25 protein-coding genes and 1 riboswitch are annotated in these 23,867 nt (G+C 71.0%); of the genes, 10 read left to right on the plus strand and 15 right to left on the minus strand.

Annotated features, from left to right (window positions below; genetic code table 11):
- Nucleotides 1–59: 59 nt before the first annotated feature.
- The 3 genes from ACFUCU_RS01810 to ACFUCU_RS01820 all read right to left on the minus strand — a co-directional run bounded on the left by ACFUCU_RS01810 (nt 60) and on the right by ACFUCU_RS01820 (nt 2,998).
- Nucleotides 60–1,094, minus strand: a complete 1,035-nt coding sequence (locus ACFUCU_RS01810) for a Gfo/Idh/MocA family protein (RefSeq protein ID WP_377970279.1) — start codon at nt 1,092–1,094, stop codon at nt 60–62.
- A 50-nt stretch (nt 1,095–1,144) separates the two neighbouring features.
- Nucleotides 1,145–2,344, minus strand: coding sequence for an MFS transporter (locus tag ACFUCU_RS01815; protein ID WP_377970280.1), 1,200 nt, complete (start codon nt 2,342–2,344; stop codon nt 1,145–1,147).
- Nucleotides 2,345–2,647: 303 nt separating this feature from the next.
- Nucleotides 2,648–2,998, minus strand: a complete 351-nt coding sequence (locus ACFUCU_RS01820) for an ArsR/SmtB family transcription factor (protein WP_377970281.1) — start codon at nt 2,996–2,998, stop codon at nt 2,648–2,650.
- Nucleotides 2,999–3,102: 104 nt separating this feature from the next.
- On the opposite strand from ACFUCU_RS01820, the gene arsB reads away from it, so the two are divergent.
- From arsB to ACFUCU_RS01845, 5 genes are read left to right on the plus strand one after another with little or no spacing between them, the layout of a single operon-like run.
- The gene (gene arsB / locus ACFUCU_RS01825) at nt 3,103–4,200 is read left to right on the plus strand and encodes an ACR3 family arsenite efflux transporter (protein ID WP_377970283.1); all 1,098 of its coding nucleotides are present in this window, start codon (nt 3,103–3,105) and stop codon (nt 4,198–4,200) included.
- Nucleotides 4,201–4,223: 23 nt separating this feature from the next.
- Nucleotides 4,224–4,640, plus strand: a complete 417-nt coding sequence (locus ACFUCU_RS01830) for an arsenate reductase ArsC (protein WP_290257674.1) — start codon at nt 4,224–4,226, stop codon at nt 4,638–4,640.
- 2 nt (nt 4,641–4,642) lie between these two features.
- Nucleotides 4,643–6,037, plus strand: coding sequence for an FAD-dependent oxidoreductase (locus ACFUCU_RS01835; protein ID WP_377970285.1), 1,395 nt, complete (start codon nt 4,643–4,645; stop codon nt 6,035–6,037).
- Nucleotides 6,034–6,549, plus strand: coding sequence for a GNAT family N-acetyltransferase (locus ACFUCU_RS01840; protein WP_377970287.1), 516 nt, complete (start codon nt 6,034–6,036; stop codon nt 6,547–6,549). Before ACFUCU_RS01835 ends, ACFUCU_RS01840 begins: the two co-directional genes overlap by 4 nt.
- A 40-nt stretch (nt 6,550–6,589) precedes the next feature.
- A complete protein-coding gene (locus ACFUCU_RS01845; protein ID WP_377970289.1) occupies nt 6,590–7,228 on the plus strand; it encodes a DNA alkylation repair protein in 639 nt (212 codons plus the stop codon).
- A gap of 28 nt (nt 7,229–7,256) precedes the next feature.
- Here ACFUCU_RS01845 and ACFUCU_RS01850 read toward each other — a convergent pair whose 3' ends face one another.
- Nucleotides 7,257–7,529, minus strand: coding sequence for a hypothetical protein (locus tag ACFUCU_RS01850; RefSeq protein ID WP_377970291.1), 273 nt, complete (start codon nt 7,527–7,529; stop codon nt 7,257–7,259).
- A gap of 112 nt (nt 7,530–7,641) precedes the next feature.
- A riboswitch (cyclic di-AMP (ydaO/yuaA leader) is annotated at nt 7,642–7,836 on the plus strand.
- Between the two features lie 2 nt (nt 7,837–7,838).
- On the opposite strand from ACFUCU_RS01850, the gene ACFUCU_RS01855 reads away from it, so the two are divergent.
- On the plus strand, nt 7,839–8,600 hold the full coding sequence (locus ACFUCU_RS01855) for an NlpC/P60 family protein (RefSeq protein ID WP_377970293.1): 762 nt from the start codon (nt 7,839–7,841) through the stop codon (nt 8,598–8,600).
- A gap of 54 nt (nt 8,601–8,654) precedes the next feature.
- Here the strand turns inward: ACFUCU_RS01855 and ACFUCU_RS01860 are convergent, their stop codons facing one another.
- From ACFUCU_RS01860 to ACFUCU_RS01870, 3 genes are all read right to left on the minus strand, one after another.
- On the minus strand, nt 8,655–9,281 hold the full coding sequence (locus ACFUCU_RS01860; RefSeq protein WP_377970295.1) for a dihydrofolate reductase family protein: 627 nt from the start codon (nt 9,279–9,281) through the stop codon (nt 8,655–8,657).
- Nucleotides 9,282–9,290: 9 nt separating this feature from the next.
- On the minus strand, nt 9,291–9,668 hold the full coding sequence (locus ACFUCU_RS01865) for a cupin domain-containing protein (protein ID WP_290257681.1): 378 nt from the start codon (nt 9,666–9,668) through the stop codon (nt 9,291–9,293).
- Between the two features lie 84 nt (nt 9,669–9,752).
- Entirely contained in the window at nt 9,753–11,306 is a 1,554-nt protein-coding gene (locus ACFUCU_RS01870) for a DUF5129 domain-containing protein (protein WP_377970296.1), read from the minus strand.
- Nucleotides 11,307–11,418: 112 nt separating this feature from the next.
- Here ACFUCU_RS01870 and ACFUCU_RS01875 point away from each other — a divergent pair, with 112 nt between their 5' ends.
- The gene (locus ACFUCU_RS01875) at nt 11,419–11,874 is read left to right on the plus strand and encodes a hypothetical protein (protein WP_290257682.1); all 456 of its coding nucleotides are present in this window, start codon (nt 11,419–11,421) and stop codon (nt 11,872–11,874) included.
- Nucleotides 11,871–13,574, plus strand: coding sequence for a DUF5671 domain-containing protein (locus ACFUCU_RS01880; protein WP_377970298.1), 1,704 nt, complete (start codon nt 11,871–11,873; stop codon nt 13,572–13,574). The genes ACFUCU_RS01875 and ACFUCU_RS01880 overlap by 4 nt, the downstream gene beginning before the upstream one ends.
- A 13-nt stretch (nt 13,575–13,587) precedes the next feature.
- Here the strand turns inward: ACFUCU_RS01880 and ACFUCU_RS01885 are convergent, their stop codons facing one another.
- Entirely contained in the window at nt 13,588–14,739 is a 1,152-nt protein-coding gene (locus ACFUCU_RS01885; RefSeq protein WP_377970300.1) for a cation:proton antiporter, read from the minus strand.
- A gap of 191 nt (nt 14,740–14,930) precedes the next feature.
- Between ACFUCU_RS01885 and ACFUCU_RS01890 the strand changes: the two genes are divergently transcribed.
- Nucleotides 14,931–15,317, plus strand: a complete 387-nt coding sequence (locus ACFUCU_RS01890) for a hypothetical protein (protein ID WP_377970302.1) — start codon at nt 14,931–14,933, stop codon at nt 15,315–15,317.
- Between the two features lie 57 nt (nt 15,318–15,374).
- Here ACFUCU_RS01890 and ACFUCU_RS01895 read toward each other — a convergent pair whose 3' ends face one another.
- The 5 genes from ACFUCU_RS01895 to ACFUCU_RS01915 form a co-directional block, all read right to left on the minus strand.
- A complete protein-coding gene (locus tag ACFUCU_RS01895) occupies nt 15,375–16,373 on the minus strand; it encodes a sensor histidine kinase (protein ID WP_377970304.1) in 999 nt (332 codons plus the stop codon).
- Between the two features lie 36 nt (nt 16,374–16,409).
- A complete protein-coding gene (locus ACFUCU_RS01900) occupies nt 16,410–17,072 on the minus strand; it encodes a response regulator transcription factor (RefSeq protein WP_377970306.1) in 663 nt (220 codons plus the stop codon).
- A 4-nt stretch (nt 17,073–17,076) separates the two neighbouring features.
- Entirely contained in the window at nt 17,077–17,859 is a 783-nt protein-coding gene (locus ACFUCU_RS01905) for a DedA family protein (protein ID WP_377970308.1), read from the minus strand.
- 12 nt (nt 17,860–17,871) lie between these two features.
- Nucleotides 17,872–18,651, minus strand: coding sequence for a phosphatase PAP2 family protein (locus ACFUCU_RS01910; RefSeq protein ID WP_377970309.1), 780 nt, complete (start codon nt 18,649–18,651; stop codon nt 17,872–17,874).
- A gap of 86 nt (nt 18,652–18,737) precedes the next feature.
- A complete protein-coding gene (locus ACFUCU_RS01915) occupies nt 18,738–20,138 on the minus strand; it encodes a glutamate decarboxylase (protein ID WP_377970311.1) in 1,401 nt (466 codons plus the stop codon).
- Nucleotides 20,139–20,283: 145 nt separating this feature from the next.
- Between ACFUCU_RS01915 and ACFUCU_RS01920 the strand changes: the two genes are divergently transcribed.
- A complete protein-coding gene (locus ACFUCU_RS01920) occupies nt 20,284–20,958 on the plus strand; it encodes a DUF1345 domain-containing protein (RefSeq protein ID WP_377970313.1) in 675 nt (224 codons plus the stop codon).
- 43 nt (nt 20,959–21,001) lie between these two features.
- On the opposite strand, the gene ACFUCU_RS01925 is transcribed toward ACFUCU_RS01920, so the two are convergent.
- The gene (locus ACFUCU_RS01925) at nt 21,002–22,216 is read right to left on the minus strand and encodes an alkaline phosphatase family protein (protein WP_377970315.1); all 1,215 of its coding nucleotides are present in this window, start codon (nt 22,214–22,216) and stop codon (nt 21,002–21,004) included.
- Nucleotides 22,213–23,481: an alkaline phosphatase family protein gene (locus tag ACFUCU_RS01930; protein ID WP_377970317.1), complete on the minus strand. Its 1,269-nt coding sequence runs from the start codon at nt 23,479–23,481 to the stop codon at nt 22,213–22,215. The genes ACFUCU_RS01925 and ACFUCU_RS01930 overlap by 4 nt, the downstream gene beginning before the upstream one ends.
- Nucleotides 23,482–23,867 lie beyond the last annotated feature (386 nt).

The raw sequence follows: 23,867 nt of genomic DNA on the forward strand, positions 1-23,867 counted from the left end.
GCTACCGGTGGTTCCGGCAGCCGGCCCCGAGGCGGTGTCTGTCCGGGGGTGGGCCTGTCCTACTCGCCGTCGGCGTCGTACCGGAGCCCGATCCGCTCCCGCACCGTGTCCAGGGCCGCCATGATGCCCACGGTTTCCTCCGGCGGGAGGATGTCGTTTCCGGTTGCGCCGGCGGCGATCAGGCGCTCCATCTCCCACGCCTGGTACTGCATGCCGCGCCCCGTGACCGGTTCCTCGAAACGCTCCACCAGCGCGCCGGCGTCGTCGTAGCGGCTAAAGCCCGTGGGGGTGTACCAGACCGGGTCGATCTCGATCCGGCCGCCGGTGCCCAGGACCGCGGCGCGGTTGGGGCCCGCGGTGTCCAGGGCGCAGTGCAGGACGGCCTGCTGACCCCGGGCGTAGTCAAAGATCATGGCGGTCTGCCGGTCCACCCCGGTGGCTGTCATGCTGGCCGAGGCATGGATCCGCTCCGGCACACCCAGCACGTCGAAGGCAAAGGACACCGGGTAGATCCCCAGGTCCAGCAGGGCGCCGCCGCCGAGGGCGGGGTCGTTGAGCCGGTGGGCCGGGTCCTTGGGCAGGTTCTGGGTGTGGTCCGCCAGCAGGGTCCGGACCTCTCCGAGCGCGCCGGAGCCGATCAGCTCCCGGATCCGGACCATGTGCGGCAGGTAGCGGGTCCACATCGCCTCCAGCGCCACCAGCCCCTTCGATGCCGCCGCCTCGGTGACGTGCCGGGCCTGCCGGGCGGTCATGGCGAACGGCTTCTCCACCAGCACGTGTTTGCCGGCGTCGAGGGCCAGCATCGCGTGCTCATAGTGGAACGGGTGCGGCGAGGAAACATAGACGACGTCGACGTCGGGGTCGGCGGCCAGCGCCTCGTAGCTCGAGTGCGCCGTGGCCACGCCGAAGCGGTCCGCGAACTCGCGGGCCGTGTCCGCGGCGCGGGAGCCGACCGCCTGGACGCTGAAGCCGTGGTCGACCAGGTCCGAGGTCTGCAGGCCGGCGATGAGGCCGGTCCCGAGGATGCCCCAGCGGACGGGCCGGGCGCTGCCGGCGGGGCCGGACGGCTGCGGAGGGGTGGTGGCGTCTGGCATCGGGGCTCCCTTGCGTGCGGCCGCGGGGTGCGGCTGACCTGGGAACGACGCTACCGCACCGCCGGGGTAGCGGTGCGGTCCGCGCGGGCCCTCAGTCCGGTCCAGGCCAGCACGATCGCTACCAGCACCATCGCCAGGAAGCCCAGGCCGGAGTAGCCCGCCGCGGTCAGCACGGGCCCGGCCAGCGCACCGCCCAGGGCGCCGGCGGCGTTCATGCTCAGGTCCGAGATCCCCTGCAGGGCGGGCCGGTCCTGGCCTGCCACGGACTCGGCCACCATCGCGGAGCCGGCCACCACGGAGGCGGACCAGCCCAGGCCCAGCAGGATCAGGCTGACCGTGACGCCGGCCTGCGAGTCGGAGTAGAGGCCGGCGATCAGCAGCGAGGCCAGCAGCGTCGCCTGTCCCGCCAGGACCACTGGCAGGCGGCCGACGCGGTCCGCGAACCAGCCAAAGACGGGGGAGAGCGCATACATGCCGGCGATGTGCAGGCTGATGGTGAAGCCTACAATGGTCAGGCTGGCGCCGTGCTCGCGCAGGTGGATAGGCGTCATGGACATCAGCGCCACCATGGTGGCATGGCTGAGGGCGACGACGGCGACGGCGTACCGCGCCCGGTTGTTCTGCCGGAGAATCTGCCGGCCGGTCTGCGGCGGCTCCGGAGCCTCGGTGCGGGCGCCGGCGCGGAGGGACTGCAGCAGCGGGTCGGGCCGGAGCCCGGTGAGGTAGACCGCCGCGGCGGCTAGCTGGCCGGCGACGGAGAAGGCGAAGGCTCCGGTCATGGGCGGCAAGCCGAGGGCGGCACCCACGGCCTCGCCGGGGCCGAAGAGGTTGGGGCCGAGGACTGCGCCGACGGTGGTGGACCAGACGACGACGGACAGGTCGCGGGCGCGGGTGCCCGTGGTGGCGAGGTCGGTGGCCGCGAACCGGGCCTGAAGGTTGACGGCCGAGCCCGAGCCCAGCAGCATCAGGCCCAGCAACAGCAACGGGAAGATGCCGAGCGCCGCGGAGCTGATAGCCGTGGCGGCGCCCAGGCAGGCGATCAGGGCGCCGGTGGAGAGGGACACCCGGCGGCCGCGCGCCAGGGCCAGGCGCGAGAGCGGGATGGCGGCCAGGGCGGCGCCGAGGGTGCTCATGGTCGCCGCGGTGCCGGCCCAGGCCGGGGACCCGGACAGCTGGGCCGCGAGCAGCGATCCCAGGGACAAGGTGGCGCCCATGCCGACTCCGCCGAGGACCTGGCCGCCTACCAGCACGGAGAGCACCTTGCGCTGCGACGCCTGCCGCGGAGGGTGCTCCCGTGCCGGCCGGGGGGTCACTTGCAGGTGCAGCGCTGTTCAGCGGGAACGTTGGCCATCACGGAGTCAACGTGCTCGCCGCAGCCGGCCCAGGTGATCTTTCCGCAGGTGTTGCATCGAACGGGACTGCACATGGTGTTCTCCTCAAAAGTTGTGGTGCCGGGACTTCGAATGGATACCCGCCCTCCAATGATACCCCTAGGGGTATTATACACAAGATGACTCGGCGCTTGCGGAGCCCGGTTTCCCGGCGGTGGGTCCCTAGAGGGATTCGACGAGTCCGGCGGTTCCGGCGATCGCCCCCGGGACAAGAGAATAGTAGGCCCAGGTGCCCCGCTTCTCACGGTGCAGGAGGCCTGCGTCGACAAGGATTTTCAGGTGGTGGGAAACGGTGGGCTGGCTCAGGCCGAGGGGTTCTGTCAGGTCGCAGACGCACGCCTCGCCCCCGCCGGAGCCCTTGACGATCGAGAGCAGCCGCAGCCGGTTCGGATCGGCGAGCGCCTTGAAGACGGACGCCCTGCGCCGGGCCTCCTCCGGCGCCAGGGCCGGGGTCGCAGAGGGTGTGCAGCAGCTCCCGGTGGAGGCCTGATCAAGAATGTCCAGCGACGTCATGCCCTCATTATGCCCATAGATTGACATTCGTCGATATAGCCGCCGATACTTCATATCGACAAGTTTCGATCTCTATCGCGAATCCCTTACCCGCCAGGAGCCCCGTGAGCACCCAGACTGACCCGTCGCCCACCCGTGAAGGTGAGGCCGCCGTCGTCGGCAGGCTTTCCACCCTGGACAGGTTCCTGCCGGTATGGATCATCGTCGCGATGGTTCTGGGCCTGCTGCTGGGAAGCGCCATCCCTGGCCTGAACACCGCGCTCGACGCCGTGAAGATCGGCGAAGTCTCGCTGCCGATCGCCGTCGGCCTGCTGGTGATGATGTACCCGGTGCTGGCGAAGGTCCGCTACGACCAGGCGCACCGCGTCATCGGCGACCGGAAGCTCATGGTCACGTCCCTGGCGCTCAACTGGATCCTGGCGCCGGCGTTCATGTTCGCCCTGGCCTGGATCTTCATTCCGGACCTTCCCGAATACCGCACCGGGCTGATCATTGTGGGTCTGGCCCGCTGCATCGCCATGGTGATGATCTGGAACGACCTCGCCTGCGGCGACCGGGAGGCGGCGGCCGTGCTGGTGGCCATCAACTCCGTTTTCCAGGTCATCGCCTTCGGCACCCTGGGCTGGTTCTACCTCCAGCTCCTGCCGTCCTGGCTGGGGCTGCCGACCACCAGCGCCGGCTTCTCCTTCTGGGCCATCACCGGCTCGGTGCTGGTGTTCCTCGGAATCCCGCTGCTGGCCGGATTCCTCACCCGCACCATCGGCGAAAAAGCCAAGGGCCGCGACTGGTACGAGGGGGCGTTCCTGCCGAAGCTGGGCCCCTGGGCGTTGTACGGCCTGCTCTTCACCATCACCCTGCTGTTCGCACTTCAGGGCGGCACCATTACCTCCCGGCCGCTGGACGTTCTCCGGATTGCCCTGCCGCTGATGGTCTATTTCCTGGTGATCTTCGGCGCCGGGATGGCCATCGGCAAGGGCCTCGGTCTGGGATACGGCAAGACCACCACGCTCGCGTTCACGGCCGCCGGCAACAACTTCGAACTCGCCATCGCCGTGGCAATCGGGACCTTCGGCGTCACCTCCGGGCAAGCGCTCGCCGGCGTCGTCGGGCCCCTGATCGAAGTTCCCGTCCTGGTGGCACTTGTCTACGCCGCCCTCTGGGCCCGCCGGCGTTACTTCACCCCCCGCACCCTTTCCGCCTAACCCCGCACACTCAGGAGAATCGCATGAGCACCGAAACGGCCAAGAAGCCCTCCGTCCTGTTCGTCTGCGTCCACAACGCCGGACGCTCCCAGATGGCCGCCGCCTTCCTCACCACCCTGGGCAAGGGCGAGATCGAGGTCCGTTCCGCCGGATCAGCGCCCGCGGACAAGGTCAACCCCTCCGCCGTCGAGGCCATGGCCGAACTCGGCATCGACATGTCGGCCGAGATCCCCAAGGTCCTCACCACCGAGGCCGTCAAGGAATCCGACGTCGTCATCACCATGGGCTGCGGCGACACCTGCCCGATCTTCCCCGGCAAGCGCTACGAGGACTGGGAACTCGCCGACCCGGCCGGCAAGGGCGTGGAGTCGGTCCGGCCTATCCGCGACGAGATCAAGGCCCGCATCGAGGAACTCATCGCATCCCTGAAGGAGGACTGACCATGGCCGTCACCGGATCCCTTCCCGTCGCCATCATCGGCGCCGGTCCGGTAGGACTCGCCGCCGCGGCGCACCTGCTCGAGAGGGGCCTCGAACCCGTGATTTTCGAGGCCGGGGCGGCCCCGGCCGATGCCATCCGGCAGTGGCGCCACATTCGGCTGTTCTCGCCGTGGCAGTACAACACCGACCCGGCGGCCGTGCGGTTGCTCGACGCCGCCGGTTGGGAAGCGCCGAAGCCGTCGGGTCTGCCCACCGGCGGGGATCTCATCGACCGGTACCTGGAGCCGCTGGCCGCGCTGCCCGCCATCGCCGGGCGCCTGCACGCCGGTGCCCGGGTCACCGCCGTCACCCGTGAGGGACTGGACAAGACGCACAGCCGGAACCGCGCCGGTACGCCGTTCCTGCTCCGGATCGAGGAGTCCGGGGGCGGCACCCGCGAGGTGCGGGCCGCCGCCGTCATCGACGCCTCCGGCACCTGGTCCACCCGCAACCCGCTCGGCACCTCCGGCCTGCCGGCCCGCGGCGAGCCGGCCGCCACTGCCCGGATCTCTCCGCCGCTGCCGGACGTGCGGGGCCGCGACCGTGAAACCTTCGCCGGCCGCAGCGCCGTCGTGGTCGGTTCCGGACACTCCGCCGCCAACACCCTGATCCACCTCGCCGACCTGGCGGCCCAGGAGCCCGGCACCCGGATCCTCTGGGCAATCCGCGGCGCCTCCGCCGCCAAGGTCTACGGCGGCGGAGACGCCGACGGCCTCGCCGCCAGGGGCCTGCTCGGCAGCCGGCTCCGCGGCCTCGTCCAGGACGGGACCGTGCAGCTGCACACGCGGTTCGGCATCGCCGCCGTCTCCCTGAACGGCACCCAGGTCACACTCACGGCCACCGACGGGCGCACGCTCAGCGCCGACGTCGTGGTCCCCGCGACCGGCTTCCGCCCGGACCTGGACGTGCTGCGGGAGCTCCGGTTGGACCTTGACCCGGGCGTGGAGGCGCCGCGGCAGCTCGCGCCGCTGATCGACCCGGAGTTCCACTCCTGCGGCACCGTGGAACCGCACGGGGCGCGGATGCTGGCGCATCCGGAGGAAGACTTCTACATCGTGGGCATGAAGTCCTATGGCCGCGCCCCGACCTTCCTGCTCGCCACCGGCTACGAACAGGTCCGTTCCGTGGCCGCGGCGCTGGCCGGCGACCGGGAGGGGGCGGACACCGTCCACCTGGAGCTGCCGGAGACCGGGGTTTGCTCCACGGACATCGGCAGCAGTTGCGATGCGCCCGCCACTGCCGGGACGCCCGCCGCAGCCGGGGCAGGCGGCGGCTGCTGCACCGCCCCGGAGCCGGTTCTCCTCGGTTTTCCCACGGGACTGCTGCACGGGCGCAGCGGCCTAGCGGACGCCGGATGAGCGCCGGGGCGGGCCTCCGAATCAGGAACCTGACTGCCGCGGACTGGCCCGCCGTCCGGGAGATCTGGGCCGAGGGCATCGCCACCGGCCACGCGACCTTCGAATCGGAACCTCCATCGTGGGAGCGCTTCGACGCCGGACGCCGCCCGGACGTCCGTCTGGTGATGGAGGACGACGGCGCCGTGCTCGGCTGGGCCGCCGTCTCGCCGGTGTCCTCCCGTCCCGTCTACCGCGGCGTGGTGGAACACTCGCTCTACCTCGCCGCCGCCGCGCGGGGCCGCGGCCACGGTGCGCGGCTCCTCGCTGCGCTCATCAGCCGCTGCGAAGAGGCCGGCATCTGGACCATCCAGTCGACCATCTTCCCGGAGAACACCGCCTCCCTGGCCCTGCACGAACGCCTGGGCTTCACCGTGGTGGGAACCCGGCGCCGGATCGGCCTCATGTCCTACGGGCCGCTCGCCGGGCAGTGGCGGGACACCGTCCTGATGGAGTACCGCAGCCCGGACCGCTAGTCGGACATGGGGCCCACGGCCGGTGCGGAAGAATGGGACGGTGAGCGAGGCCGGTGACTTCATAGACGCGACACTGCAGCGTGAGAGTTCCTGGCAGCGCGCCGAAGCCGGACAGGACCGCTTCGGGCCCGGGCTCTCTGTCTACGGCGCCTCCGTTGGCGCCGTCCGGGGCACCGTCCGCGATGCGCTCCGCCGGCACCGGGAACTGGACCGGGACGGTCTCACCGCGCTCAGTTCGGAACTGTGGGCCGTGCCCGTGTTCGAGCGCCGCCTGGCCGCCGTCGTGCTCCTACAGTCGGCCCTGCGGCACCTGGACAACTCGGACCTGACCCGGATCGAGGGCTTCCTCCGCGGCGCGCACCTGCCCGACCTCGCGGACCCACTGGCGGTTGACGTGGTGGGGCCGCTCATCGCTGGGCTCGACGGGCAGGCCAGGACCCGCGCCGAAGCCGTCCTTGACCGGTGGCTGCGCGACCCCGACCCCTGGCTGCGCCGCGCGGCCCTGCTGGCACCGCTGCGGGAACTCCGAAAGGGCGCCGGGGACTGGGCACGGTTCCGGCGCCGGGCGGCCCTGGCCCTGGCCAACGGCACTGCGGACGGTACGGCGGACGGCGGGGCGGCGGAGATCGTGAGGGACGCCGTCGAGCGCGTCGAACGGGAAGCGGGCGGCGAAGCCTAGTGATATCCGGTGCGCGAAGCGGCGGGACTCAGGCGGGGCGGCGCTCAACGACGGCGTAGGCCTTGCCGTCCAGGAACTCCCAGTCCGTCACCACCATGAAGCCCAGCGCGTCCACCCGGTCGTTCAGCACGTGCAGGTCGAAGCCGCCGTCGCGCGGCTCGGCATCCCAGGTGGCGACGTGGATCTCCTTCCCCTCGAGAACCAGCAGCTCGGTGTTCACGTCGAAGTCTTCCTGCGGCTGATCACTCAGCTGGCAGATCGCGACACAATGGGGATTCATCGGATCCTCCGCTCGGGACATGGTGGGATCATCGTAGCCCCGCCGGGACGCCTCTGCCGTTACCTTAATGTGACATTCGGGAGGATGGCCGTTACCGTGGAAGGGTGCCCGTTGGTTTCCGAGACGGGCACCCCCGGACCGATTGCCTAACTCTGCCGCGGTCCAGGGCATCCTCGCAACCAGCTGGCAGAGACGGGGAAACCAATCGCGACCTGCCCACGGGCGGGTCTTGGGGTGAAGCCGCGCAGTGTCCGCCCAGACGGACCCGCGGCCGGGTGTCTCCCATCCGAATCCGACAGCTCACCTCGCAGGCTTTGGGAGAGGTACATCATGACTTCACGCTCTACTGACGCGCGCCCCGGCACCACCGCAACTACCGGTCGGGGTGCCGCCTTCGCCGCGGCGACCGGCACCGTGGGCCGGCAGGCCGCCGTCGTCCTCGCAGCCTCCGGCCTGGTCCTGACCAGCGGCATGGCGGCCAACGCCGCCGGCAACGTCCCCGCCGAACGGGAGTCCGCACCCGTCTCGCACGCCGACGTCGCCGGCAAGGTTACCGCCCCGGTGACCGCCGACTCCGCCGTGCAGATCAGCTTTGACCGCCCGGCCGTGGCCACCACCCCGGCGCCCGTCGTAGAGGCCCCGGCTCCGGCACCTGCCGCCGCGCCCGCCGTCGTCAAGGCCCCCGTGGCCCAGGTCCCGGCCGCCCCGGTGGCGAAGGTGACCGTCCAGGCCGCCGCACCGGCGCCGGCTCCGGCCGCCGCCCCCGCCGGTGGCGTCAACGCCGCCATGCTTTCCGCCGCGTACAGCCAGATCGGCATCACGCAGGATTGCACCGCCATGGTGGAGAAGGCGCTCGGCGCCGCAGGCATCCCGGTGGGCGACCTCGGCCCGCAGCAGTTCCTCAACTACGGCAAGGTCGTCTCCGACCCGCAGCCGGGCGACATGATCGTCCAGTCCGGCCACGTCGCCATCTACGCCGGCAACGGCCAGGCGATCAGCGGCGGCATGAACGGCTCCAACCAGACGATCGTCCACCCGCTGTCCTGGCTGACCGCCACCGGCGGCGTGACCTTCGTCCGCGCCGGGGCCTAACCCGCGCGTTCAGCAGTAACGTTCAGTAGTACCGGGCCGGCGCCCGGCAGCCCCTCACGGCTGCCGGGCGCCGGTTTCGTTGTCTGAGGTTTTGTCGTCTGCGCTCTGGTCCGCCGCGTCGGGATTCGCCGCGTACCGCAGGAGGACCACGCCGTTGCGGAACGTCCGGGTCTCCAGCAGCGTCAGGTCGGTTGGCGCGGCGGCGGCCTTGAATAGCGGCGTTCCCCGGCCCACCAGCACGGGGTGGACGTAGATCCAGTACTCGTCGATCAGCCCGAGCCGGCGGAAGGAATCGGCCAGCTCCGCCCCGCCCAGGGCCAGGTCGCCGCCGGGGGCGGCCTTGAGCGCCCGCACCTGCCCGGCGTCGACGTCGCGCACCACCGTGGTGTTCCAGCCGGCCTCCGGCAGGGTGCGGGAGTAGACGTACTTGGGCATCTCCCGCCAGATGGCGGCGAAGTCCGCGACGGCGGGCGGGCAGTCCGGGTCCTGGTCCGCCGTGGGCCAGAACCCGGCCATCAGCTCGTAGGTGACCCGGCCGTCGAGGAAGGCGCCCATGGTGCGCAACTGGTCGTTGAAGTGCTCGTGCAGTTCGGCATCAACCCGGTGCCAGCTGAGGTCCGCGTGCGGGCCCTCCATGAAGCCGTCGAGGGAGACCTGGAAGGACAGGATGATCTTCCGCAAGGATCCATCCTATCCGCCGGGCTTCGCGTAGCCCGCGGCGCTGACGAATTCGATCCCCACGAACGGATCCCCGCCCTCGACCCACGCGTCGTGCCCCGGCGGGATGGTGTAGGAGTGGCCGCCGGCGATTTCCGCCCGGTTGCCGTCGGTGGTCTCGACGGTGAGTCTGCCGGAAACACAGAAGCCGACGTGGCTTAGCTGGCACATTTCGGTGTGGACCACCGGTTTGATGCAGTCGGACCAGCGCCAGCCCGGCTGGAACGTGAAACGGCCGATTGTGTAGTCGTCGAGGGTGACGATATCCACCTCGGTCTTGTCCGGGCGGCGTTTTTCGTCCGGCATGTCATGGGACTTCACCTGCAACTGGGAAACAGCAACAGCAGGCATCGCTCTGCCTCTTTCCTTAGGGAATGGTAACTACGGACAAGGCCTACGATCCTCGCTTGCGCAGGGGTTGTCGATACGGTTTTCCTAGAAGCTGGAGGAGCTTCCGGAGCCGGAAAAGCTGCCCCCGCTGACTCCGTACCCCGTGGTGCCGCCCCGGGCCGAATTGATGCTGGTCACCCCGGTGGTGAAGCCGGAGGAGAACGCGGGAACGGAGAAGAAATAGGTGGACGGGTAGACCGTGCCAAGGATGCTGGGCTCGTAGCCGGGCCGCTTCCTGCCGCCCGTGCCGGACCGGGCCTCTTCCATCTCCCGGCGCATCAGCCGCGCCTCCCGTTCGGTGCGGGCGAAACCCTCGATCACGGTCTCCGCGTGCCGGTTCAGCAGTTCGGTCAGTTCCGTGCGGGCGTCCCGGAGCCGGTCCAGCGCATCCTCCGGGCCGAGGGTGCCGCCCGCGAGGTCCGCGGTCCAGCCCTCCATGTCGCCCTGGCTGCGGTCGCGGAAGGACCGCAGCGCGGCGGCGGTCGCCGAGTCGCCCGCGCCGTGGCTCTTGCGGAGGAGGTCCTCGATGCCGGCCAGGTCCCGCCGAAAGGGAGCGAGTTGGCGGTCCCATGCGGTGGGCCAGAGCGGGCTCCGGTTCAGCAGCGCGTTCGCGTCGGAGATGACGTCATCCAGGGCGTCCAGTTCCGCGGCCGCGTCCGCGAACTGCCGGGCCAGCGCCAGGGACGAGCGTTTCCCTTGCTGCCGTCGGGTGAGGGCGTGGACCCGGTTGGAGAGCGCCGTCGCTGCATCGTACCGGCCGAGGAAACTGCGGTGCTTTTCCAGCACCGTGCCGCCGTAGCGGGAGGCGGCGGGGATGGTGCCGGCATTGAGTTCGGTGACCGGCAGGTCCATGCTCACCCGGGCGTAGGCGGCATCTCCCTTTGCGGTCTCCCGGCGGCACCCCACCCGGGTGCGCCAGCGGACCAGGAGCCAGGCGGCGGCCCCGGCGGCGGCGAGTCCCGCGCCGATCCACAGGGAAATGAGGAACGCGGCGCTGCGGTACCAGGGCTGGTTGATCAGTTCCGCGCCGCGGCGGATGCCGGCGATGGTCCCGTCCGTCCACTGCGCGTCGCGGAGCAGGTCCTTGGACGCGTCCTGGATGTCCGTCCGTGCCCCGGGGGAGACCTTCCGGTCCTCACCCATGTAGGTGCCGACGTGGCGGCCCACCGGGTCCAGCGCGAAAATGAACAGCCCGTCCGCCCACTTCTGACCGTCGGGACTGATCCAGTCCGGGTGCTCCGCCCGGGCGTAGCGCAACACCTCCTCATTCAGGTTGTCCGAGGCCGTGCCGTTGTAGGTGTAGACCGCGACCTTGGTGGGCTGGTAGAACTCGATCCGCCGGACCGCCGGCAGGAGGGTGGCGAGGTCCAGGACGCCCGCCCGGTCTACGACGACGACGTCGGTGGGCGTGGTGCCGGTGCGGACTAGGTCTGTGCGGACTTCTCCCGTGGGGACGGCGGCGGTGATGGTGCCCGTGACGATCGCCGCAGCCGGTGCCGCGGCCGTCGCTCCGGTCGCGGCGGGTCCCAGGATGAGCGTCAGGGCGAGGGCCGCGGCGAGGGCCAGGAACGCGGCAAACCTGGCGGTAAAGGTCCCCATCGGTCCCACCATCTGCAGAAGGCGTGTTGTCCCAGACTCGCGGCGGACCGGCCGGGCTGAAAGGGTCCAAAGACACCATGACCGGTGCGGGTGGTCCTCGCATACTGTCGGCATGAGCCAGCCGAAGCCGGACCGGGTCCTCGTGGGCATCGCCGCGGCCATCGTGCTGCTGATCGTCGCGGCCCTGGTGGCCGTGCTGCTGCGCGGACAGCCGCGTCCGCTGGACCCGGGCACTCCCTCCGGCGTGGTCCAGCAATACAGCAAGGCCGTGGTGGAGGGCGACCTGACGGCGGCGCAGGGCTACTTGACCGAGAACGCCAAGTCCCGGTGCACGGGCTACTTCGGGACGGTTCAGGCGGCCCGGGTGGTGCTGGTGGGCTCCACCGAACGGGGGCCCACCGCCACCGTGCGGGTCTCCATCGTCCACCCCGCCGGGGAAGGCCCCTTCGGTCCCTCCGAATTCACCGAGGACGGGGTATTCGTGCTGGTGCGCTCCGGCACGGGCTGGTCCATCGACGACCTTCCCTACAGTCTGCAGGCCTGCACCGGCGGGACACCGGTCAAATGACCACAACGCCGGTCCGGGTTCCCGCCGGAAGTACCGCCCAGGCCAAGGTCCGCCGGCTGGTGGTGTACGTGCTGCTGGCGGCCCTGGTGGTGATCGCCGCCAACGGGGCCGGCGGCCTGCTGGAACGCGCACTGACCGCCGGGCAGGTCCTGGCCGGTGAAGGGGTCGCCGGGCTGGCGCTGTCCCTGGCGTTCGCACTCGTGGGTGGGCCGCTGGCTGCGTTGCTCTGGTGGCTGGTGTGGCGCCGCCTGGGTGCGGAGGCCGAACGTGCGGCGCCGTCGTGGGGTCTCTATGTCAGCGCCCTCTATACGCTGTCGCTGCTGATCTCCACCACCTCACTCCTGGCCGCGGCGTCGTCGCTGGTCACGGAGCCCCAGCCGCAGTGGCGCCCGCCCCTCGCGGTGGGGGTCACCTGGTTCCTGGTGTGGGTGTGGCACCGGTGGATGTGGCGGCACCCGGCCAAGGGGCCGCTGGCGCTCGCGCAGGTACCGGGGGTCATCGGAACGACGGCGGGGCTGGCGATCGGGGCGGGCGCGGCGGTGGCGGCCCTTTCCGGGCTGTTCGACGTCGCCCTGCGCGGCTCGATGGAACTGACCGGCGCCGCGGACCCGTGGTGGCGGGCCGTCCTGGGGAATACGGTGTGGGCCGCCGGGGGAGCGCTGTTGTGGTGGTGGCACTGGTTCCGCGGCGGGGCCCGCAGGCTCAGGGGCGGCTTCGCCGACGTGGCCCTGCTGCTGGCGGGCGTCCTCGCCGCCGGGCTGCTGGCGCTCGGGGGCGCCGGGACGGTGCTGTTCGTGCTGCTGCGGCTCGCGTTCGACCGGACCGAGACGCTGACCGGCCTGCTGTCTCCCCTCGGCGCAGCGCTCGCCGCCACCGCCGTCGGCGCCCTCGTCTGGCGGTACCACCGGGCGGCGGCACGCGGCCGTTCGCTTCGGGTCGGGCGGGCCGGGACCCTGATCACCTCGGGGGTGGCGCTGGCGGCCGCCGCATCGGGGATCGGCGTGGTGCTCAACGCCGCGCTCTCCCTGGCCGTGTCCCCGTTGGCGGAGACGCCACCGGGCGAGGGACCCGGCGGCGGGAGTGCCCTGACCCTGCTGCTGGGCGGGATCAGTTCGCTCGCCGTGGGCGGCCTGGTCTGGTGGCGTACCTGGCGGCCCCGGGAGCAACACGAAACGCAGGGCGTGACGCCTGGCCGGCGGGTCTACCTGGTGACCGTCTTCGGGCTCAGTGCGGCGGTGGCGCTGGCGGCCCTGCTGGTGATCGGCTACCGGCTCTTCGAACTGGCGCTCGCGGACATCACCGGCGGCAGCGTGGTGGACAGGATCCGCGCCCCGCTGGGCTGGCTGGTGGCAGCGGGGCTGGCCTCCGGCTACCACTTCTCCGTCTGGCGGCAGGACAGGACCCTCAAGGACTCCGAGGCACCAGCGGCCCGTACCCGCATCGGGAGGATCATCCTGGTCACCGCCGCGGACCCCGAACCGCTCCGCCGGATTCTCGAGGAACAGGCCGGGGCCCCGGTCACCGTGTGGCGCCGGGCCGGCGTCTTCCCGTCCGGCGCGGTGCTGCCCGCCGTCGCCGCCGTCGCCGACGTTGCCGCCCCGCGGTCGCTCGCCGGCGCGCTCGCCGGGATCAGCGCTCCGCGGGTGCTGGTCATCGCCGACACCCCGGACTCCGCCCAGGTCATTGCCCTCCGCGACTGACGGCGTCGGACGCCTACCGGGTATCGGCCCCGGGCGGCGGGCCAAACGTCCCCGCGGCCCGGGACCCGGCCACCGCACTTGCCCCGATCGTGACCAACGCGCCCAGCAGCAGGGCCGCGTCTTCGCCCGGAAGCAGGACATGCAGCTGGGTGCCGATGCTGGCCGCCGCCACCGGGATGCCCAGCTGCGCCGCGGACATGACCCCCAGCGGCAACGGCAGGCCCACCGCCCTGAGCCCGGCGTGCAGCGCGACGGTCCCCAGCCCCAACGCCAGTCCGAGAGCCACCATCTCCGGCCGGCCGGCCAGGTCGCGCAGGTTCAGGGTGGCACCCAGCCAGACGAAGAACACCGGCCCCAGGAACCCGTCGCTGACGGCGAACAGCTGGCGGGCCAGACGCCGTGGTTCCCCGACGGCCGCGACCACCAGACCGAAGGAGAAGCCCGCCAGCATCACCGACACCCGGCCCAGGTTCGCGATACCGGCGAGGGCGAACAGCAGCGCCAGTTGTATCCGCAGTTCCAGGGCGAACTTCCGCTGCTCGGAGAGCCGGTGAACGCGCTGGCGGGTGCCCCTGCGCTCCAGAGCGCGCAGGCCGAAGAAGAGGACGACGGCGGCCGCGGCCACGGCGAGAGCCCCCAACGCGCCGCGGGCCGCGTTCGGCGGGTCCAGTGCCAGCGGCAACGCGACGATGCAGGCGATGTCGGCGATGGCCACCTGCGCCATCATGGCAACGACGTGCGGCCCGCCCAGGCGCAGCGAGTCCACGATCGGCAGCACCAGGGCGGCGGAGGAAGACGCCAGCAGCACCACGTAGAGCGGGGCGTGTCCGGTGCCGAAGAGCAGCCCCAGGCCGGTCCCTGCTGCCGCAGCTGCGGCCGCGGCCAGCAGCGCCCGTCCCGCCCCGCGTCCCAGGGCCGTCCGGATCACCGGGTCCCGGACCGGGACGTGGGTTCCCGCGACGAACATCATCAGGGCGAACCCGATGTTGGCGAGCAGGCTGAACGTGGGGTCACCCGGGTCCACCAGGGCCAGCCCGGTCCGGCCAATCACGATGCCGGCCAGCAGTTCCCCGAGCACCACCGGCAGATGCCAGCGGCCCGGCAGGGCCAGCAGCGGACCGGCCAGTGCGACGACGGCGATCAGCGCCAGGGTCAGGAAGCTCACGCGGCCCGGTCCTCCCCGGATCCGACCCCGCGGGGATATCTCAGCATGGACTGAGAGTAGTCCCGCCGGGCCATTCGGGTCCCGCTTCCCGCTCCGCCTTCCAGGCTGGGAAATTGCCAGCAATCTCCCAGCCTGCGTGGATAAGGTCCCGGAGGCGGTCCGCTCCGCCGTGTAGTCACCAAGGAGGATGCGTGGGCCCGATCAAGAGTCTCTGGGCAATGGTCCAGGGCGACCCTGTCTTCATGCGGCGCGTGAACGGCTGGCTGGCGATCATCTGGATCCTGATGATCCCGATCTCGCTGATGATGGGCTGGCTGGACTCGGTGGTCTACGTCTCGGCGCTCTCGCTCTGGGCTCTGGTATCCGGGCACTGGTCCGCGTGGCAGGCTGCCCGGGTGGAGGTGGCGCAGATGGAGGACGCGAAGCGCCGCGACAAGGAAGACCTGGTGGCCGAGGTGGTGGAGGCCCTCCTGGCCCGGACCAACGTGGAACCCGCCGGTGCCCCGGCCTGCGACTGTGCGGAGAACCGCGCGGGGACCAGCCCGGCGAAGCGTGTGGAGACCAGCGCCGCGCTGTAAGCGGTTGCATCCACGTTAGGCGGGCCGGTCAGGCCCTTTGAGCCCTGCTGTGGCTGCCTAGTCCGTCGCGGCCGGCAACTCGATCCGCAGCATTGTGCCCTCCGGACCGGTGCCGGCCACCGAAACCGTGCCGCCGGCGGCCATCGCGATCTCGCGCACCAGCGACAGCCCGATCCCGAAGCCGCGTCCGCCGTCGGACCCGACGGGCCGGGCGGCGTGGACGAACCGGTCAAAGATACGGTCCTGGTCCACCCCGGTGATGCCCGGCCCCGTGTCCGAGACGGTGATGACGGCGGACCCGTCCTCCTCCGCGGCCCTAATCAGGACCCGGCCGCCGGAGGGGGTGTGCGCCAGCGCGTTGTCCGCCAGGGCCAGCACCGCCCGCCGCAGGGCGTTGGCCTCGATCCGCGCCCGGGGGCGGCCGTTGGCCTCGAAGTCGAGCACGATGCCCTTGCCGTCGGCCAACTGCCGCAGGCTTTCCGTGACGGACTCGGCGACGCCGGCCAGCTCCACCGGGGGAGCGCCGGGTTCCGGGGCCGCCGCCGTCGCAGCCAGCAGCAGCTCGTTCACGATCCCGGTCAGTGTGGCCGTGTCCGCGCGGATCCGGGCCAGGTTGCGCAGCGCCGTCGGATCTCCCTCCGCGTCACGCTGGGCCAGCTGGATGCGGGTGTCCAGGATCGCCAGCGGGGTGCGCAGTTCGTGGCTCGCGTCCTGGACGAAGCGGCGCTGCAGCGCCAGAGCCTCGCCGAGGGGACGGATGGCGCTGCGGGCGCTGAGCCACCCCGCCAGTCCGGCCAGGGCGATGCCCGCCACACCGGCGATGATCATGGCCTCGAGGATGTCGCGCGAGTCCACATAGGCGTACGTTGTTCCGGCGCCCGTGGCCGGCAGCGGGGTGGGCTGGGACAGCTTATGCACCAGATACGCGGTGGCCACCGCCAGGAGCGCCAGCACCAGCACGGCACTGACGGCACTGATCCGCACGGCCACCTTCAGGGCCGCCCGGCGCAGCGTGATCTCGTCCGGGCTCGGCCCGGCCGCCGTTGCCTTACTCATGGACACCCGCCCGCGGAAACCTGCTCATCAACCTGCTCATTCGGGGTCGCCGATCTGGTAGCCGAGCCCGTGGACGGTGCGGACCACGGACTTGGAGATCTTCCGGCGGAGGTGGTGGACATAGGTGTCGATCACACCCGGCTGGTCCGTCGGGGAAAAGTACCGGGACAACAGCTCGTCCCGGGTGAACACGCGCCCCGGTTCGGTGGCGAGGGCGGCCAGCAGTTCGGCCTCCTTGGCGGTGAGGGTGACGGTCTGGCCGTAGAGGGAGCGGACCAGGCGCGCCCCGGGATCCAGCTCCCAGCCGCCGATGGGGACGGTGACCTGCGGCGGGGCGAACGTGCGGGTGAGGGCCCGGAGCCGAGCGGCGAGTTCGCGGGCGTCGAAGGGTTTGGTGACGTAGTCATTGGCACCGGCGTCCAGGCCCCGGACCTTCTCGTCCGGGTCGCCGAGCGCCGTCAGGATCAGGATCGGCGTCGCGATGCCCTTGGCGCGCAGCGCACCGATTAGGCCGATGCCGTCCAGGCCAGGGAGTCCGCGGTCGATCACCATCACGTCCCAGGCCCCGGTCAGCCCGCGGTGCAGGCCCTCCTGTCCGCTGGCGGCAAGGACCACCCGGTAGTCGGGTTCCAGGAGTTCGGCGATCAGCGGGCCGAGGACGGGATCGTCCTCGACCAGCAGCAGGGCGGGCAGCGGCATGGGGCTAGTCTTCCACCGCCGCGGTGCGCACCCCGTCCCCGGACACGCGATCCCGGAATCCGCCGTCGTCCCCGCCGTCCCGCGTCGCGTCGTCGTCGGCAGGCGTGCCGGACGCGTCTGTGCCCGAGGAACCACGGGAGCCGCCGCGGCGCCGCCGGAGCAACTGGACCAGCCAGGGAAGCACCGAGACCAGGACCATCGCGATGGCGATGATGTCGATGTTGTTCGCGATGATTGCGTAGTGGCCCAGCCAGGTACCCAGCAGCGTCACCGAGGTGGCCCAGGCGAGGGCCCCGACGATGTTCCAGAGGGTGAAGGAGCGGTAGCCGTAGCGGCCGATCCCGGCGGTCAGCGGCGCGAAGGTGCGGACCATCGGGACGAAGCGGGCCAGGACGACGGCGGCGCCCCCGTGCCGGCGGAAGAAGTCCTCGGTGGCGGTAAGGCGGGCGGTCTTGAGGATCCGCGCGTCGTCCTTGAACCAGCGGCGGCCGAAGGTCCGGCCGAGGAAGTAGCCCACCTGGTCGCCGGCGATCGCGGCGGCCGTGATCACCCCGATCAGCACCGGCAGGCCCAGCTCCAGTTCACGGTGCAGCAGCCCGGCGGTGAACAGCAGCGAATCGCCCGGCAGGAACGGGAACAGGACCCCCGACTCGATGAACACCATGGCGGCGATAACGCCGAGGGCCGCCGGTCCCAACCCGGAGAGCATGGTCGCGGGATCCAGCAGGGAGGGGGCGCCGGCGACGAGGCCGGGGGCCAGGGTGGTGGCGTGGACGATGCTGTGCACGGGCGGGGTCCTTTAGCGTCGGGGAGAGCGGAGGGCGGCGGGGATCCGTTCCGCCAGGGCCGGTCCGAACCGGTTCCAGAGGCCGGTGACCACCAGGACGGCGGCGCTGGCGGCCAGGAACGAGGCGGTGACGTCGGTGGGGTAGTGCACGCCGACGTAGAGCCGGGACCAGGCCACGATCACGGCCACCACGGCGCCGAGGACGGCGACCGGCCGGGCCCAGCGGGTGCCGCGGACCAGGAAGAACAGGGCGAACGCCAGCGCCACGGCAAAGGACACGTGCCCGCTTGGGAAGCTGTTGGAGCCGGTCTCGGGGGAGAGCGGGTCCACTAGAAGGCCCTGGTCCGGGCGCTGCCGGGCGATCAGGAGCTTGAACGCCTCGCTGGCCGCCCAGCCGGAGCAGGCCACCAGCCCGAAGGCCAGCGCCTTGACCAGGTCACCGCGGACCAGCCAGATCACCAGCGCGATGACGGCGACGACGGCAAGTCCCACCACCGGGCCGAAGACCAGGTTGATGGCCATAGCGACGGCGGTCAGCACGGCGATGTGGTGCTGGCTGAGGTTCTGGTCGATGCCCAGCTCGGCCGCGGTGTCGCCGGGCAGCAGCTTCACCGTGACGCCGAGGGCGACCACGACGGCGGAGAGCAGTATCGCCAGCAGCAGCCAGTGGCGTTGCCGGGGCAGCGGCCAGAACCGGCCGGCGGCCGTGCCGGATGGACCGGTGCCGGCCAAACCTGTGCCGGAAGAACCGTGGCGCTCGGCTGATCGATCGAGTGGGGCGGGTCCTGTCATGGAATCCTCCGTGTCGGGGGCGCTGGCGCGCGGTGGCGCGCCTCTTCCAGTGTCCCCGGCACCGGTTAAGAATCGCTTAAGAATCCTCAGTGGTGGAAGGCCGGGTTCTGCCCCTGGGAGGGCATCGGCGCGTCGAGGGAGTCCAGGTACTCGACCTCCTTCTTCAGGTCGGCCAGGAAGCTCGCCGCGAGGTCCTTCGTGAAGCCGTTCCGTACCACCACGCGCTGCACCGTGATGTCGCCGAGGCCGTCCGGGAGCGGGTAGGCGGGAACAATCCAGCCGCTCATCCGCAGCCGCTCCGACAGGTGGTGGAGGTTCCAGTTGCGTGTGTGGCCGTCGGCCAGTTGCCATGCGAAGACAGGGATGTCCGAGCCGTCGCTCCACAGGGTGAACGCCTCCATGGCGCCGATCTCCGCGGAGAGGTAGGTGGCCACGTCGCGGCAGGCGGACTGGACGGAGGCGTAGCCCTCGAAGCCGAGGCGGAGGAAGAGGTAGTACTGCAGGAGCACCTGGGCGCCGGGGCGGGAGAAGTTCAGCGCGAACGTGGGCATGTCCCCGCCGAGGTAGCTGACGTGGAACACCAGCTCCTCCGGCAGGGCGTCCTTGTCCCGCCAGATCACCCAGCCGAGGCCGGGGTAGACCAGGCCGTACTTGTGGCCGGAGGTGTTGATCGAGGCGACCCGGGGGAGCCGGAAGTCCCACACCGTGTCCGGCTGCAGGAACGGGGCGATCATGGCCCCGGAGGCGCCGTCGACGTGGATGGGGACGTCGTGGCCGTGCTTGTGCTCGATGGCGTCCAGCGCGGCGGAGATCCCGGCGATGTCCTCGTAGCGGCCTGTGTAGGTGACGCCCATGATTGCCACGACGCCGATGGTGTTCTCATCCACATACTGCTCCAGGTCGGTGCCGTCCAGGACCGGGTGTTCGGCGGAGACGGGGACGTAGCGGGCCTCGACCTCCCAGTAGTTGCAGAACTTCTCCCAGCAGACCTGGACGGCGGAGCTGAGGACCAGATTGGGCTTGTCCGCGGGTTTGCCCGCGGCCCGGCGGGCGTTCTGCCAGCGCCGCTTCAGGGCCAGGCCGCCCAGCATGCAGGCCTCGGAGGAGCCGATGGTGGAGGTCCCGACGGCGGACTCCGGGTCCGGGGCGTTCCAGAGGTCGGCGAGCATCCGCCAGCAGCGGGTCTCGATCAGGGCGGTCTGCGGGTACTCGTCCTTGTCGATCATGTTCTTGTCGAACGTCTCGGCGTAGAGCTTCGCGGCCTCGGTCTCCATCCACGTGCCCACGAAGGTGGCCAGGTTCAGGCGGGCATTGCCGTCCAGCATCGCCTCGTCATGGACCACCTGGTAGGCCGTAGCGGGGAGGGACTCGCCGTCGGGAAGCCGGAACTTGGGAAACGTGGTGGCCTCGCCCGGCCTGCTGAAGAGCGGGTTGAGCTCCACATCGGTGTCCGGCTCGTGCTTGGGGGATCGGTGGGACCTGGGCATGGCACTCCTTCGGCAGGGGGAAGCCGCGGCGGGGCCGCGGCCTGCCCCGCCCACGCTACCCGCCGGGCCGGGGCGTTGGAAGGAAACGGCGCCGACACGCCCCGCCGTGCGCCGCAATGGGAGGCTCTGCTGGGAAGATCGGCGCATGAATGCAGAGGTAGCGAACGGCCATGGCGGCCACAATTTCAACAGCCGGGCCCACCACTCCCGGCTCCGGGTCCTCGTGATGGTCCTGGTCGGCGTGGCCACCGCTGTCGCCGTCGGCTCCCTGATGTCTTGGGCCTACGCGCCCGCGCTGGGCTGGGCGGCGGCGTCCCTGACCTACCTGATCTGGGTGTGGTCGGTGATCGGCGGCCTGCAGACGCAGGCGACGGCGGCGCACGCCCGCCGCGAGGACCCCAGCCGCGGCCTGGCCGACGGCCTGGTGCTGGTGGCCACCGTGGCGAGCTTCGGCGGCGTCGCCCTGATCCTGCTGGATGCCTCCAACGCCCAGGGCGGCACCAAGGCGGCCATCATTGCCATGGCCGTGGGCAGCGTCGCGCTGTCCTGGTTCCTGGTGCACACCCTGTACACGCTCCGGTACGCCTCCATCTACTACCGGGACAAGACCGGCGTCGACTTCAACGAGGACAAGCTGCCCCGCTACCTGGACTTCGCGTACCTGGCCTTCACCGTCGGCATGACCTTCCAGGTCTCTGACACGGACCTCAAGACCGACGCGATCCGCACCACCGTCCTGCGGCAGGCCCTCCTGTCCTACCTGCTGGGCACGATCGTGCTCGCCACCACCATCAACCTGGTGGCCGGCCTCATCCACTGACCGGCCACCGCGGGTTTCAGCCCCCGGCCTTAGACGCCGTGCCTCAGACCCCGGCGTTGTAGACGTCGAGGCCGAACCGGTTCAGGCCCGGGGTCCCGGCGTAGCCGAGGTAGGGCAGGCCGAAGGTGTCCTCGATGCTGGCCAGCAGGCTGTAGTGGTTGTACGGGGTGGTGGACCAGGTGCCGCCCTTGCTGAACGGGGAGAGCACCAGGGCGCCCACCCGGCCGCCGCCCATGCCCGTGATACCGGGCAGGGCCGCGTTCGGCCCGGGGCCCTCGCCGCAGCAGGCGCTGGCGTCGGACTGGGGGCCGTCGGACTCGTCGAAGGTGATGACCAGGACGCCGTCCTGCTTGAAGGCCGGCGAGCCGGTGATGACCGGGACCCACTGTTTGAGCCAGGCGTCGGCGCTGGCCAGGCCGCCGGGCTGGCCGTCCACGCAGGGGGAGTCGTGGCCGTCGTGGCAGAGGTTGGGCGTGATCATCGACAGATTCGGCGTCGTGGCGGTGGAAGCGAGGTCGGTGCTCAGGTTGGAGAGGTCGACGTCGTTCGCAGCGCAGTCGGGTGAACCGGTGATCCCGGCAAAGTAGACGAACGGGTTGTGGCGGGCCGCGTACTGGTCGCCGACCCGGGCCTTCTGGGTGTCGTCGACGGCGCCGAGGGCGGGGTGCCGGCAGGGCGTGCCCATGTCCTCCATGTAGCCCTTCCAGGTCTTCCCGGCATCCTTGAGCTGCCCGGCGACGGTGGGGACGCTGGCGGGGAAGACGCAGCCGGCGCCGACGGCCTGGCCCGGGCTGGCGGTACCGGTGCCCACGAACGGCGAGTAGGTCTGGCAGTCGGACTGCATCTGGGCGTTCGGCCCTTGGCCGGAGATCTGCGCGACGTAGTTGGGCTGGGAGTTGTGGGCGGTGCCGAAGTACTGGTTCAGCAGCACGCCCTGGCTACGGAGCGTCTGGGACAGGTACGGGGCGGCCGACGCCGGGCCCCAGGTCTCGTCGTAGCCCTTGTTCTCTAGGTTGATCACGAAGAGGTGCTTGGCCCCGGGCAGGTAACCGCCGGTCTGGGTGGCGGCGGGGACGGCGGTTCCGGCCTGCTGCGGTGCGGCGGCGGGGGCGCCCGCGGTGGCGGACGCGGAGCCGTAGCCGATGCCCGCGGCGGCGAGGACGAGCGCGGAGGCGGCGGCGAACCGCTTCAGGATCCGGCGGCCGCGGCGCGGGGCGGCGTGCGTACTGATGCTGGCGTTGCTGGTGGTGTTGTTCACGGCAGTTTCCATCCGTCGGCGAGGGCTTTCTGTTTCAGTCCGGACCATTCCTCTTCCGGTGGCGGTCCCACCGGGGTGCAGGCGGGGCCGGCCACGAAGGGCGGGACGAAGTACTTGGGGGCGGCGAGGTTGGCGGGGGTGCCGAAGTCCAGGACCTCAGCGATGTTCCGGGCAGCCTGGTCGCGCGGTGTCAGGGACGGCAGGTTCCAGCGCCACTCGATGGCCTTGAGGACAGAGGTGTGGTCGTAGACGCCGTGGGCGACGTAGCGGCGGCGGGCGCGTGGGGAGACCACCAGGGAGGGGACCCGGAAGCCGCGAAGGGCAGTCGTGTCCGCGGTGTCGGGAGCCGCCGCGGGGGCGACGTGGTCGTAGAAGCCGCCCCATTCGTCGTAGTTGACCACCAGCAGGGTGTTGGCCCAGCCGGGGCCGGAGGTGACCGCGTTGTAGACCTCGGCCAGGAAGGTCTCGCCGGAGCGGATGTCCGCGTGTGGGTGGTCGTCCCCGGAGGTCCCGGACCCCTCGTCGGTGAAGCGCGGGTCCACGAAGGACACGGCCGGCAGGGTCCCGGCCGAGCAGTCCGTGAGAAAGTCCGCGTAGGGGTGGGAGATGGGCTGGTACTTGGTGCCCCAGAGCGCCGTGAAGGGGATGTCGCCGTAGTAGTACTTCCCGGCCACGCCCGCGGCGGCCAGCCGGTCCCAGATGGTGGGGAGCGTGGCGGTCACGGTGGAGTTGTGGATCCGATCCGTGGCGGCGGCGTGCTGGTAGAAGCGGTTGGGGTACGTCTCGGCCATGGTCGCGGCGAAGTAGCGGTCGCAGACGGTCCAGTCGGGTCCGGCCTGGCGCCAGAAGTCCAGGTCCGGGGCGTCGTAGTAGCCGACCGCGAATTCGTCGTTCTCGCCGGCCCGGAGCCAGCCGTCGTTCTTGCCGTTGTTGAACTGGATCCGGCCGCCCTCGTAGGAGTGGTCCGGGTCCGGGTGGCCGCAACCCTGGAAATCGGTCAGGTGGTAGGTCGAGTGCGGGATGCCGTAACGGTCCCTGAAGCTCAGCCCGGACTGTGTGCCGTCGGCGCCCGGCAGCCAGCCGAGGAAGTGGTCGAAGGAGCGGTTCTCCATCATCACCACGATGATGTGCTCGATGCCGGACGCTTCGGGCGCGGGCAGGTTCGGGGCGGCGGCGGTCGCGGCACGGACCGTGCCGGTGGTTGCAATGGCGGTAGCCGCCGTCGCTCCCGCCACTCCGAGAAAACTCCGTCTGGAAAAAGTCACGTGATCATTTCCTTCGTTATCGGGCCGGACATTCTGGCTGCTGTCGTCAGCCGGTCCTGCGCAGGGGTAATCGCTGGAAGCGACGGAAAAGTTACGGTCCCGGGGTCCCCGCCCCGGAGGCAGCCGGATTCCCGACGGTCCCGTCGTAGGCTCCGGCCTGCCACATCCCGCTGGCCCCGGACAGTGCCCGGACCGCAGGATGACGCCCAAAAGTAGATCACGGGAAGGTTACGGAACTGCCTGTTTTTCACGTCCGTCCGTGCTTTGTTCACGCGATGTTTGCCTGAAACGCCGGAACTTCCCCGGCCGGGCGGCACCGCCCGCGGGTCCTGCACTAGCATCGGAGCAACGGCACCCCGCCGCCGGCACACGCCGCCGATCCCTCC

The sequence above is a fragment of the Arthrobacter sp. NPDC057259 genome (genome assembly GCF_042668995.1).
In the GTDB taxonomy this organism is placed as follows: Bacteria; Actinomycetota; Actinomycetes; order Actinomycetales; family Micrococcaceae; genus Arthrobacter.

What these genes read in the sequence shown, in the direction of transcription:
- ACFUCU_RS01810 (WP_377970279.1), bottom strand. Translation starts at nt 1,094, where the DNA reads ATGCCAGACGCCACCACCCCTCCGCAGCCGTCCGGCCCCGCCGGCAGC.
- ACFUCU_RS01820 (WP_377970281.1), bottom strand. Translation starts at nt 2,998, where the DNA reads ATGACGTCGCTGGACATTCTTGATCAGGCCTCCACCGGGAGCTGCTGC.
- ACFUCU_RS01830 (WP_290257674.1), top strand. Translation starts at nt 4,224, where the DNA reads ATGAGCACCGAAACGGCCAAGAAGCCCTCCGTCCTGTTCGTCTGCGTC.
- ACFUCU_RS01835 (WP_377970285.1), top strand. Translation starts at nt 4,643, where the DNA reads ATGGCCGTCACCGGATCCCTTCCCGTCGCCATCATCGGCGCCGGTCCG.
- ACFUCU_RS01840 (WP_377970287.1), top strand. Translation starts at nt 6,034, where the DNA reads ATGAGCGCCGGGGCGGGCCTCCGAATCAGGAACCTGACTGCCGCGGAC.
- ACFUCU_RS01850 (WP_377970291.1), bottom strand. Translation starts at nt 7,529, where the DNA reads ATGTCCCGAGCGGAGGATCCGATGAATCCCCATTGTGTCGCGATCTGC.
- ACFUCU_RS01855 (WP_377970293.1), top strand. Translation starts at nt 7,839, where the DNA reads ATGACTTCACGCTCTACTGACGCGCGCCCCGGCACCACCGCAACTACC.
- ACFUCU_RS01865 (WP_290257681.1), bottom strand. Translation starts at nt 9,668, where the DNA reads ATGCCTGCTGTTGCTGTTTCCCAGTTGCAGGTGAAGTCCCATGACATG.
- ACFUCU_RS01870 (WP_377970296.1), bottom strand. Translation starts at nt 11,306, where the DNA reads ATGGGGACCTTTACCGCCAGGTTTGCCGCGTTCCTGGCCCTCGCCGCG.
- ACFUCU_RS01875 (WP_290257682.1), top strand. Translation starts at nt 11,419, where the DNA reads ATGAGCCAGCCGAAGCCGGACCGGGTCCTCGTGGGCATCGCCGCGGCC.
- ACFUCU_RS01880 (WP_377970298.1), top strand. Translation starts at nt 11,871, where the DNA reads ATGACCACAACGCCGGTCCGGGTTCCCGCCGGAAGTACCGCCCAGGCC.
- ACFUCU_RS01895 (WP_377970304.1), bottom strand. Translation starts at nt 16,373, where the DNA reads ATGAGTAAGGCAACGGCGGCCGGGCCGAGCCCGGACGAGATCACGCTG.
- ACFUCU_RS01900 (WP_377970306.1), bottom strand. Translation starts at nt 17,072, where the DNA reads ATGCCGCTGCCCGCCCTGCTGCTGGTCGAGGACGATCCCGTCCTCGGC.
- ACFUCU_RS01910 (WP_377970309.1), bottom strand. Translation starts at nt 18,651, where the DNA reads ATGACAGGACCCGCCCCACTCGATCGATCAGCCGAGCGCCACGGTTCT.
- ACFUCU_RS01915 (WP_377970311.1), bottom strand. Translation starts at nt 20,138, where the DNA reads ATGCCCAGGTCCCACCGATCCCCCAAGCACGAGCCGGACACCGATGTG.
- ACFUCU_RS01920 (WP_377970313.1), top strand. Translation starts at nt 20,284, where the DNA reads ATGAATGCAGAGGTAGCGAACGGCCATGGCGGCCACAATTTCAACAGC.